This window comes from Rhodococcus sp. A14 (assembly GCF_011603105.1).
In the GTDB taxonomy this organism is placed as follows: domain Bacteria; phylum Actinomycetota; class Actinomycetes; order Mycobacteriales; family Mycobacteriaceae; genus Rhodococcus_F; species Rhodococcus_F opacus.
The window spans coordinates 38,579-49,468 of the sequence record NZ_JAAOQS010000070.1 but is presented as its reverse complement, the minus strand read 5'-3'; the positions used below and the strand labels follow the sequence as shown (position 1 = coordinate 49,468).

The following is a 10,890-nucleotide window of genomic DNA, read 5'->3' as shown; positions in this document are numbered from 1 at the left end:
CCGCACCGGGAAGATGGTCTTGCAGCACGAAGGCCGTCTCGGTTCCCCTCCCGGACTCGGCGACGATCTCCGGGCGTCGGCGGGCGACGTAGTCCCGCACCGACGAGTACGAGGCCTCGCAGCCGTGCTCGTCGACCAGCCTTGTCCAGATCCGTTTGGTCGTGTGCCTCTGCTTCCGCGGCGCGGTCAGGTCCGTGACCAGCATGTCATCGATCAACGTCTTGAACCGTTCGAGCTTCGCCGCGATCCGCACCGGCCTCTTGCGGGGAGGCGGAATCGGAGACTCCAAGGCCGCGCGCACCGTCCGACGATGCACACCATGGCGGTCCGCCAGCGCGCGGATCGACAAGCCCTCACACCGCGCATCGCGGCGGATGTCCTCGAAAAGCTGCACCCGAGACTCCAACCCGAACCCCTCACGGCCGGCGGTGTGGTCGGTCTCGATCATCGCGCCCACACCCGTCACCGGGATTCACACCGACGAAAACAGCCACCCCGGGCGTGTCGCGGTGGGGCCACTTCGAGCCGTCACACCCTCACCGGATAAGGGTCGACTGGGTCCAACTCAAGCCGCCCGACCGGGGCCACTTCAGACTGCCAGAGCCACCGGGATGGGTGGGCCGACGACCACCCTTCCCGGCTTTTGTGCTCGATCACTCCGTCAGGTGCTGTTCCAAGTCTCGACCCTGACCGCGTCGATAGATCACAGCTCCGTAGATTGCACCGAACACCGGAAGTAGAGGCATCAACGCGACGACGAGCGAGTCGCTTCCAGTCACTTCCTGGTAATGGGTGATGATGATCGCGCAGATACTCGTCAGCCCGATCCCGGCCAAGGTCGGGGCGAGGCGGGCGGACCAGGTTCCCTCGTTCACCAAGCCCTTGAACGACGCCGTGACGACGCTGATACAGCATCCGATCATCAACGCGGTCAACGAGAGCGACGTGATACCGGAAACCGCGGGGAAGAGATTGATGATCGGATCGGACTGGGCGATGACGAACGGTGCCAGAACGGCGATGGAGATCGCGATTTGGAAGAAGCCGCTGATGTAGGGGGTGCCGTATCGCCGATGAATGGTGGCGAAGCGGGACGGGAGTAGCCGCGACCGTCCCAGCGCGAACATGTATCGGGCCGCCATGTTGTGGAATGCGACTCCAGAGGCGAGGAAGCTGAATGCGACGATGATGCTCAGAGCCCCGCCTGCCCAGCTACCGAGGTAGATGTCGGCGGTTCGGAAGATGAGGCTGCCCGGATCTTCGGCGGCAACGGCCTGGACATCGTCGAATGCCGCGACGATCGACCATGTCGATCCCATGAAAACCAGGACCAGGAGAACCAGCGCGCTGTAGGTCGCCACCTGGATACTTCGTCGCGCCGCTTTGGCTTCTTCACCGTAGATCGCGGTCGCCTCGAAGCCGGAGAACGACAGGATGCAGAACACCAGCGACAGGGCGATGTTGCCGTGGAACATCTGGTTCGGGCTGAAGACGTCTATGCTGAAGCCGCCTGAGCGCTGGATCAGGATGGCGATGCCCAACCAGATGATGATGGCGAACTGCGCGATCGAGATGACCGTGGTCACGGTCTTCGCGATGCCGACGCCGATGTAACCGAGGATGGCGGTAACGACCAGGGCGACCGCGCCGTAGAGATACCAGGGTAGGTGAATACCGGCATAGGTACTGACAGCAATGTCAGTGAAATACCCTGTTGCCGCGATCATCCCGCCGGCTGCGAGATTGTAGGCAATGGTTGCGACGAAGGCGGCTCCGGCGCCGGTGGCCTTCCCGAGTCCGAATCCGATGAAGGCGTAGTAGGCGCCCGCGTTGAAGACTCGTCGGCTCAGCACGACGTATCCGGCGGTGAAGATCGCCAGGAGGGCTCCGACGAGCAGGAGGAGCCCGACCATTCCGCTGCCGACACCGAAGGCCAGGCCGAGCGAGAGGTTCGAGGCCATTGCGGTCAGCGGTGCGGCGGCGGCCACAACCATGAAGACCATCCCGGGGATACCGATGGTGTTCCGTTTGAGATGAGCGGATACAGACTCTCCCGCTGCGAGTTCTTGTTGGGCGGTCATGGTTGTCTCCTACGATAGGAAGGGGGCGCGTCCGCGCCGAGAGGGACGCGCAGACCGGGAGGGCCCGAGTGTGGGGAATGCGCGAGGAGGATTGCGCCTAGCGGCCGAAGTCGGGGATCAGTCGAGACCCAATCTTGGTGTTCGACTCAGTGTTCGGTGCGGCCCGGGAAGATGAACTCACCGTGGTCGTTGTATGTCCACGGCAACTCCTCCCGACTTGGGGAGGGTTCGAGCAGCTCGATCACGTAGTGGGTGACCGTCTCGTCCTGAAGATTTCGAATCCGGTGGGGATTGAGGGGTTTGGAAGTACCGACGGTCTTGTACAGCACGAAGCCGGGCTCCGCGTTCTGCACGATCCCCCACTCGTCGTCCCCGAGTTCCTGCCCCTGAACCTTGCCGGCCTCCGGCCAGATCACGACGTGATCGTGGTGGTGCTGGTGAAAGTCGAACATCCCGCCGGGTGGAAGGGTCATGGTCCACACTCGAACCCGGTCGTTCTCGAAGATGAGGGTGTCGCCGGGAGTCGGCGGGATCGGATTGGGGTTCTCGGACATGCGTTCTCCTGTGAATCTTGTTGGTGTTGTGCCGATGCCCTCTGTAGATGCGGCGCTCAACGATCATGGGCCAACAGTCAGGTCGAGTATCGCCTGAAGTCGGACGATTGGATTCAAAACGACGTTTTTGGATCTCGTGTGCCGAAAGCATGCCACCGACATCGCGACTAGTCAATGGTGGGTTTACTCAGGTAAACGCACGTCAAATCAATGTTTCGGCTAAGTATCGCTGCCGTTTGCGCGGCCGACCAGCCGAGCGCACCGACATTTGCCCCGCAAGTGCCCGTTGCTTTGGTCAACGCGCTCCCTGTAGCTTTAGGATGCATCCCACACTGTTAGAACTGGATCCTATTTGTGGTGTTCGGTCTTCGCCGTGGCCAACATGCACCCTATGAGGGAGACTCAATGAGTTTCGTATCTCCGTCCGACTTCCGCACTCGTCCCGATCTGCGGGGCACCTTCGGTATGTGTGCCTCCACGCACTGGCTGGCAACCCAGACCGCGCAGTCGGTCCTCGAACGTGGGGGTAACGCCTTCGATGCCTCGACGGCGGCCGCCTTCGTGCTATACGTCGTCGAGCCGCACCTGAACGGGCCGGGTGGAGACCTGGTGGCCATCGTGGCCCCGGCCTCGGGGGAACCATCCGTTCTGGTCGGGCAGGGCCCCGCGCCGGCCGGCGCCACGATCGACCATTTCCGCGCCGAGGGACTGGACATGGTTCCGGCTGCAGGGGCGCTGGCTGCCGCGGTACCTGGCGCTGTGGACGCATGGCTGCTGCTCCTGCGCGACTACGGCACGTGGGAGCTCGCGGATGTGCTCGCGTATGCGATCGACTATGCCGGCAACGGACATCCCCTTTCCGAGCGCGTCGGTGCTGTGATCGGGACGGTGGCAGAGATGTTCGCCGAGTATTGGCCCACCTCGGCGGCGTTGTGGATGCCCCAGGGCGTGCCACCGGTCGCCGACGTGATGTTCCGCAATCCGGCGTTCGCGAACACACTCGACCGGCTCGTTTCGGATAGTCGGCACGCACCGACTCGGGATACGCGTATCGAGGCTGCTCGCACAATCTGGAAGAGCGGATTCGTCGCCGAGGGAATCGAATCGTTTGCCCGCCATCCGCACCGGCATTCGTCCGAATCGGATCATGCCGGGGTCGTTACGGCTGGGGATATGGCGTCGTTCAGTGCCCACTACGAAGCTCCGGTCGCCTTCGAGTTCCGAGGACACACCGTCCTGAAGGGCTCGTCGTGGGGTCAGGGTCCGGTGCTGCTGCAGGCACTCGCCATTCTCGACGGCTTTCCCGACGAGCAGATCGATCCTTCCACCGCGGTCGGTGCACACCACGTACTGGAGTCGCTCAAACTCGCGATGGCCGACCGTGACGCGTACTACGGGGAGAATCTGTCGTCCGAACAGCTGGAACTTCTACTCTCTCCCGAGTACGCATCGGTGCGCCGGAAGGAGATTGGCGAGAGAGCATCCCAGGAGTTCCGTCCCGGGGCGTGCGGCCTCGACCCGTTCTTTCCGCCACTCGTCGAAGATACCGACGCTCCGCGCGGGGGGTCCTCCGGGGAGCCCACCGTGTCGGTGACCGGTGAAACCCGCGGTGACACGTGCCACCTCGATATCATCGATCGTTGGGGGAATGCGGTGTCCGCCACACCCTCCGGTGGGTGGCTCCAGTCCTCACCGACGATCCCTGAACTCGGATTTGCGTTGGGTACCCGGCTCCAGATGACCTGGCTCGACCCAGCGAGTCCGTCCGCGCTGCGGCCGGGTCACCGGCCGCGGACCACCTTGACCCCGACGATGCTTCTCCGTGGGACGGAGGTCGTCGCCGCCCTCGGCACCCCGGGCGGCGATCAGCAAGATCAGTGGCAGCTGTCCTACTTGCTGCGCACACTGGTCGGCGGGTACACGCCGCAACAGGCAATCGACGCCCCCACATTCCACACGACCTCGATGCCGAGCTCGTTCTGGCCACGCCGATGGACCCCCGGTGGCGCGGTCGTCGAGGACCGCCTCGGCGTGGACGTCATCACCGGGCTCCGAGAGCGCGGGCACCGGATCACCGTAGCCGGAGGTTGGAGCCTCGGCAGGCTCAGCACGGTCACCAGGAACCCTGCCACGGGTGTGCTGGGGGCCGCAGCCAACGCCCGGGGTGCCCAGGGTTATGCCGCGGGTCGCTAACACGGCGGCGCGGAACGTACGTCAGGGCGCGAACGACTGATGCGACCGTTTGATGATCAGCTCCCGAGCCCGGCGTGAGTGCTCGATCATCAGGTCCCGGGCGAGGTTGCCGTCGCGTCGGTCGATCGCATCAGCGATCGCCGCATGCGCGGCCGCGTTCTCTTCCAGAAGCCGTGGATCCGCGTCCAGTGCTGTCCACGTCAGATTGCGGGGAATACGGTGATGGAGCGAATCGACGGTCGCGCGCAATTGATCGTTACCGGAGGCTGCGAGGACGGTGTCGTGGAAGGCATTGTTGGCGTGAACCCAGCCGGCCCGCAGTTCCTCCGGGTCGGCTTCGCCCGTCAGCGCCTGCTCCACCACCCCTCGGAAAGATTCGACCGCATCGAACAGCTCCCGTAGTTGCGTGTAGGTGATCTGCCGGGCGGCCTCGTGGGCGGCGTGCCCCTCGAGTACCGCCCGCACCTCGAACACTTCGAGGAGCTCACGCATTGACGGCAGCTTCGGTCGTGCACCGCGGTTCGGGACGATCTCCACCACCCCGAGTGCCTGTAGTTGTGCAAGGGCCTCACGGATGGGCATCCGGCTGACCCCCAGTTCCTGGGCGAGTGGCTCCTGCCTGATCCACGTTCCGAAACTGTAGGTGCCGCGACTGATGCGGTCCTGGATGGTCTCGACGAGCTGCTGAACCAGAGGAGAAGTCGCTGCGCCTTCGTCGGGGACGCCGACGACCGGTTCTGCCATGCCTGATCCCTCCGCCCTTGAATCCGTTTTTGGATCCCTTGTCACTCTAATGGGATCGCGGGTGACCGAATGCCCGGTCCATCCTGAGTGAGTCACGAAAGGTTACGAATCATGTCGAGGATGCCTGTGTGGGCCATGGTGGCCACCCCATTCGGTGCGAATGCAGAGCGGATCTGCGAGCCGTCGCTGCGCGCGCTTACCCGGGAGATGCTGTCTCGAGGCTGCTCGGGCCTCATCGCGCTAGGGGTCATCGCCGAACCCGACTCGCTCTCGTTGGCGGAGAAGTCACGGGCATTGGCGGTCATCCTGGACAGCGCAGGGCCCGCACCCGTCGTCGCTGCGTCCACGAATCGGAACCCGGACGAGGCCGCGAATGAGCTCGGTGTGTTCGCCGCTCAATTCAGTGGCCGCCTGCATGCGGTGATGGTTCCGGTCCTGTCGCCCGACCCGGTAGCGGTGCGCCGCGCTCTGGTCGCCACGCATTCGATCACACAGCTGCCGGTGCTGCTGCAGGATCTTCCCGCTGCCACCGGGGTCACGATCGCGATCGATCACCTGCAGGAGACGGTGACCGGGCTGGATTTCCTGTATGGAATCAAGTGCGAGTGCCCACCAACTTTCTGGCGGATCCGCCAGTTGCGAGAGGTCACGGAGGCGCATCTGATGACGGGTTTCGGGGGCCTCGGTCTGGTCGACGATGTGCTGGCTGGTGCCGACACCGTCGCGGCAGGAATCACGGTGCCGGAAGTCCTTGTCGACGCGGTCGACCTGTTGGCTGCGGGCGAGGTCGGTGGCGCGAGGGAGGTGATCGGGCGTTCCGCGGGCTTGATCAACTTCGAAACTCAGGCGCGCACCAGCATTGCTATCCGGAAGGAACATTGGCGCCGCCAGGGCGTCATCGCCCACTCGACGGTCCGGCCGCCGTCGTTGCCCTATCTTGTCGAGTTCGACGAGCACAGTCGAGGGCATGGGTTCGTTCTCCCCTGCGCGGGTATCCAGCAGCCGTAGGGGCGGTGCGTCCCGCTATCGTGGTCCGCCACTGGTACACCTCGGACACGGTCAGCCAGGCCAAGTGGTGGTGATCGGCGAAGTCGACGGCCTCGGCGCGATCGGCCATGCGCCGGTCGTCGACAGTGCTGACGAGTGTGGCCATGACCGCGGCAGGCGTCTGATCGGCTGCACGGGTGAGTTCCAGTGCCGCCTCGGCGCGGTGTGGTCGTTCCAGTAGGCCACCGGTCGCGGTGCGAATCGGCACGGTGTGACCCGGACGGGTGAACCACTCTCGCTGCGAGGTCGGGTCCGCGAGCGCCCGCGATGTCACGGCCCGGTCGTGGGCGGAGATGCCGGTGCCGACGCCGTCGATGGCATCCACAGATACCGCGTAGTCGACACCGGTGGTGGCGTAGTGCATCGGGGGAAGACCCAAGCGATCACATGCGGCCGACGGCAGAGCGATGGTCACGAATCCCGAGGAGTGCCGGACGAGAAAATCCATTGTGGTGGTCGACACCAACGCGGCACTGCACACGAGTTCGGCTTCCACCGCGTCGGCTCGGTCGGTGCAGACGAGAACGATTGGGGCGCCCGCGGCGAGCGCTCGCACCGCGGCTTCGATGCGGTGGGTTACCGCTGTCGGAACGGGTCCGTTCCCGCCCGAGCGAAGACTTGGAAGCATATTTTTCAGCCAGAACACTGGAATGCGAATACTCATTCCACTATGGTAGCTGTCACACCTCCAAACGGCACCGCGTTTTCCGCAACGACCGTACGAAGAGGACACCAACCACAGGAGTTCACGATGCCCACCACCGCACCCCCCGTCGCCGGTGCACTGCCCACCAGCCGTGACGAGGTCGTCCGGCGAGCGAAGGAATTGCGTCCAATCCTCGCAGAGGCCGGACCGTCGATCGACGCCGCAGGATCCGATCCCACCGACAACATGCGCCTGCTCGGCGAGGCCGGTCTGCACGCCCTCAACGTCCCAGCCGCACTCGGCGGACTGTGGGACGGACCGTCATTCGGGGGCTGGCGACACACCATCGAGACCCTCGCGGAAATCTCTGCCGGCGACGGCTCGACGGGCCAGTGTTGGCTCAGCGGCGCGTTGGTCGCTCGCGAAATTTTCGACGCACCGGAGTTGCCGTCGGAGACGCGCGAGCAGCTGGCCGACGAGGTACTCCATCGCGGGCGTCGATTCGTGGCCTCGAACGCGGAAACGGGCGGAAACGGACGCGTAGTCGGGCGGAAGGTTCCCGGCGGCATCGTCGTCGACGGCACGAAGACCTTCAACACCAACAGCGGCGGCGGCGGCCAGGACATCACCAGCGTCAGTTTCGCACTCCTCGGCGACGACGAGCAGCTCGAATCGAGCACCCGCCACCACGCGCTGATCCGGCTCGACAATCCCGCACTGACACTGCACCACGACTGGGACAACATGGGCCAGCGCGGAACGTACAGTCAGACCATTGACTACCGCGAGGTCTTCGTACCCGATGGGTGGCACTTTCCGGCCCACGCAGCCGATCCCTACTTCTTCTGCGCTGCAATGCTTTTGCACGCCGGACTACTGCAAGGCATCGGGGAGGGCGCATATGACGCAGCGATCGCCTACCTGCAGAAGCTCAACCGCCCCAGCATGCCGAAGTTCGGAACGGCTACCAATGATCCGCTGATGCACCGGCAACTCGGCGAGATGTCGAGCGAGCTCGCTGCCTCGCGTGCACTGATGGTCACCGTCGCCGAGCAGCTCGAGTCCCCCGCCCGGGATGCCGAGCCCGCCGAGATGGCTATTCGCGGATTCCGCGCCAAGGTCGCCAGCACCCGGGCAGGTCTCGAGGTTTCCTCCCGCATTCACGACCTGACCGGCGCACGCAGTACTTCGAACACGTACCGCCTCGATCGATTCTGGCGCAACGCACGCACCTTCGGCAGTCATGACTCGATCGATGCGAAGAACGCATTCATCGGCGCGTTCGATCTCGCCGGCGCACTGCCGGCGATTCCCGAGTACATCCGCATCTAACCGATCTGCCCGGACCCCTCTCGGCTCGAGCATCGCCTGAAGCCTGCTCGACGAGGACCAACACAGGAGGACAGTATGAGTGCAGAATCAGCACCATCGACTGCGCAGCACATCACGGATCTGGTAACCCATGTGGATTACCGTCAGTTCGCTCCGCCTGCGCTGGTCGAACCTCGCGCGTGTGAAGTCCTGCCGGGGGCCGTGAGTTACCTCGACCTGCCCTTCGCCTCGGATGCCGGCTGGCGACCGCTGCGCCTCGACCTGCACGTGCCCAAGAGAACCGAGGCGGCCCCCGTCGTGGTCTACGCGCATGCGGGCAGCTTCCTCGCCGGTATCAAGGAAATGGGCCCCTGGCACTCACTTCCCGGGCAGGGCATCGCGGTGGCGTCCGTCGAGTACCGGCTGTCAGGGGAGGTGCAGTTTCCCGAGCCGATCGAAGATGTCCGCGCCGCGATTCGCTGGGTTCGCGTGCACGGTGACCGATTCAACCTCGATGCCAGCAGAGTCGCCGGATGGGGTAGTTCTGCAGGTGCCTATCTGATGTTGATGGCCGCGCTCGACGGACCGAGCCCGGGGGGTCGCCCCCTCGGCGAGCACCTCGACGAGTCGGCGCAACTCTCGGCGGTGGTCGATCACTACGGAGTCACCGACCTCGCTGAACTGCGCGCCGATGCCCATATGGACCCAGCCGTCAGCATCGACGATTTCGACGAGGTGATCCGCCGATTCCTCGGCGATGCCCACCGATGCAATGTCGCAGCATCCTCGGTACCGAGCCTCGTCCGGCAAGGGGCGCGGCTTCCTCCGCTGTTGATCATGCACGGTGACGATGATCGGCGAGTCGGGATCGGACAGAGCCGGCGGCTCCACGAGGCCGTCGCCGTCTCGGGTGGACATTCGGAGATGGTGGTGGTGCCCGAGGCCGACCACGGTGACGCTGTGTTCGCACAGGATCCGCTGGTCTCGGATGTCGTTCGATTCCTCGAGCGAGTGTGGGCTGGCACCGAGACGGGAGAATGAACGGATGACCTCGATACCTACGTCCGAACGCACCGCCCCTAAGCAGAAGCGCAGCGTGCGCTCGGAACAGCAAATCCTTGCGGCGGCGGTTGCCCTGCTTACCAGTGAGGGATTCTCCGAATTCACCATGTCGTCGGTGTCCGACGAATCGGGGGTGTCGATTGGCGGTGTCTATCGGCGCTTTCCGAATCGCGAGGCACTTCTCCGGCAGGTCAAGGAAGAGGTGATGACCGACTTGGAGGCCGTGGTCGAAGAGCGTCTCGCTGCCGAACCCAACAAGCTCACCAAGGTTCTCGACACCTTCACCGAGGTCTTGTCCACCGAATACTTCGCCCGCAGCCGGCTGTTTGCCTTCATCTTCGTCCACAGCGCCGATGACAGCGCCATGCGGCGGCGTGGGTTCGACTTCCACACCCGGATGAAGCAGATGCTGTTGGAAGCGGTGCGACGATGCGGCGAGGTATCCGGTGATGACCTCGATGCGGCCGTCGATATCGCCTACGAGGTCATCATGCAAAGCCTGCTGATGCGAGTCACAACGGCCGGCAGTGTCGCGGCCGACGAACCCACCTATGCCGGTCGACCCGATTCCGGCACCTATGCCACCGAACTGGCGCGCGTAGCGCGCCTTTATCTCATCGAGCGCTGCGGCTGACCTCTCGCACGCCGCGCTCCCCCATCAGGAGAATGCAAGTGACTACCCAACACGTACTCGATCATGCGGGCCTGCGGGCGCTGTATGGATCCTTTCCGACCGGTGTCGCAGCGGTCGGCGCTCACGTCCAAGGAACACCAATCGGCATGGCGGCGAGCTCATTCACCTCCGTGTCGTTCGATCCCCCGCTGGTTTCTGTTGCCGTCCAGAACACCTCCCGTACCTGGCAGGTCCTGCGCACGGCGCCTCGAATCGGGATCACCATCCTGGCTCGGCACCAAGCCGCGACTTGCCGACAGCTCTCACTGCGCGAGGGCGATCGCTTCGCGGAAGTGCCCTGGTCGCGCACCACGCAGGGGGCATTGCACATCGCCGGTGGAATCTCCACTCTCGACTGCTCACTGCACGCCGAGGTCGACGCCGGCGACCACGCCATCGCCTTGTTCGCCGTGCACGATTTCGCTCTTGCCCCGATAACAGATCCGCTCGTCTTCCACGCAAGCTCATTCAAACAACTCGCCGCGTCCTGACCGACCAGGTCTCGATCAGCCGCCCTCTCCAGCTCTTCTTCCTTCAGAAAGTCCGCCATGTCTGTAAGTACATCCGCGTCGAAACCGA

10 protein-coding genes and 1 pseudogene are annotated in these 10,890 nt (G+C 64.3%); 6 read left to right on the top strand and 5 right to left on the bottom strand.

What is annotated here, in order from left to right:
- The 3 genes and pseudogenes from G9373_RS29675 to G9373_RS29665 all read right to left on the bottom strand — a co-directional run.
- Positions 1 to 448 (bottom strand): annotated as a pseudogene (locus tag G9373_RS29675) (IS21 family transposase); the annotation flags it as partial.
- Positions 449 to 653: 205 nt separating this feature from the next.
- Positions 654 to 2,081 carry an APC family permease gene (locus G9373_RS29670; protein ID WP_167118262.1) on the bottom strand — a complete coding sequence of 476 codons (1,428 nt, stop codon included), beginning with the start codon at positions 2,079 to 2,081 and terminating at the stop codon, positions 654 to 656.
- A gap of 146 nt (positions 2,082 to 2,227) precedes the next feature.
- Positions 2,228 to 2,635, bottom strand: a complete 408-nt coding sequence (locus G9373_RS29665) for a hypothetical protein (RefSeq protein WP_167118259.1) — start codon at positions 2,633 to 2,635, stop codon at positions 2,228 to 2,230.
- Between the two features lie 405 nt (positions 2,636 to 3,040).
- Here G9373_RS29665 and G9373_RS29660 point away from each other — a divergent pair, with 405 nt between their 5' ends.
- On the top strand, positions 3,041 to 4,828 hold the full coding sequence (locus tag G9373_RS29660; protein ID WP_095869965.1) for a gamma-glutamyltransferase: 1,788 nt from the start codon (positions 3,041 to 3,043) through the stop codon (positions 4,826 to 4,828).
- Between the two features lie 21 nt (positions 4,829 to 4,849).
- On the opposite strand, the gene G9373_RS29655 is transcribed toward G9373_RS29660, so the two are convergent.
- On the bottom strand, positions 4,850 to 5,572 hold the full coding sequence (locus G9373_RS29655) for a GntR family transcriptional regulator (protein ID WP_095869964.1): 723 nt from the start codon (positions 5,570 to 5,572) through the stop codon (positions 4,850 to 4,852).
- Positions 5,573 to 5,683: 111 nt separating this feature from the next.
- Between G9373_RS29655 and G9373_RS29650 the strand changes: the two genes are divergently transcribed.
- Complete coding sequence (locus tag G9373_RS29650; RefSeq protein ID WP_167118256.1) at positions 5,684 to 6,580, top strand: dihydrodipicolinate synthase family protein; 897 nt, start codon at positions 5,684 to 5,686, stop codon at positions 6,578 to 6,580.
- Here G9373_RS29650 and G9373_RS29645 read toward each other — a convergent pair.
- Positions 6,468 to 7,175, bottom strand: coding sequence for a 3,4-dihydroxy-2-butanone-4-phosphate synthase (locus G9373_RS29645; RefSeq protein ID WP_167118254.1), 708 nt, complete (start codon positions 7,173 to 7,175; stop codon positions 6,468 to 6,470). The two genes, G9373_RS29650 and G9373_RS29645, sit on opposite strands and share 113 nt — an antisense overlap.
- 195 nt (positions 7,176 to 7,370) lie before the next feature.
- Between G9373_RS29645 and G9373_RS29640 the strand changes: the two genes are divergently transcribed.
- From G9373_RS29640 to G9373_RS29625, 4 genes are all read left to right on the top strand, one after another.
- Entirely contained in the window at positions 7,371 to 8,597 is a 1,227-nt protein-coding gene (locus G9373_RS29640; RefSeq protein ID WP_167118252.1) for an acyl-CoA dehydrogenase family protein, read from the top strand.
- A 75-nt stretch (positions 8,598 to 8,672) separates the two neighbouring features.
- A complete protein-coding gene (locus G9373_RS29635) occupies positions 8,673 to 9,617 on the top strand; it encodes an alpha/beta hydrolase (protein ID WP_167118250.1) in 945 nt (314 codons plus the stop codon).
- Positions 9,618 to 9,621: 4 nt separating this feature from the next.
- Positions 9,622 to 10,272, top strand: coding sequence for a TetR/AcrR family transcriptional regulator (locus tag G9373_RS29630; RefSeq protein WP_167118247.1), 651 nt, complete (start codon positions 9,622 to 9,624; stop codon positions 10,270 to 10,272).
- Positions 10,273 to 10,310: 38 nt separating this feature from the next.
- The gene (locus tag G9373_RS29625; RefSeq protein ID WP_346842865.1) at positions 10,311 to 10,802 is read left to right on the top strand and encodes a flavin reductase family protein; all 492 of its coding nucleotides are present in this window, start codon (positions 10,311 to 10,313) and stop codon (positions 10,800 to 10,802) included.
- Positions 10,803 to 10,890: the final 88 nt, after the last annotated feature.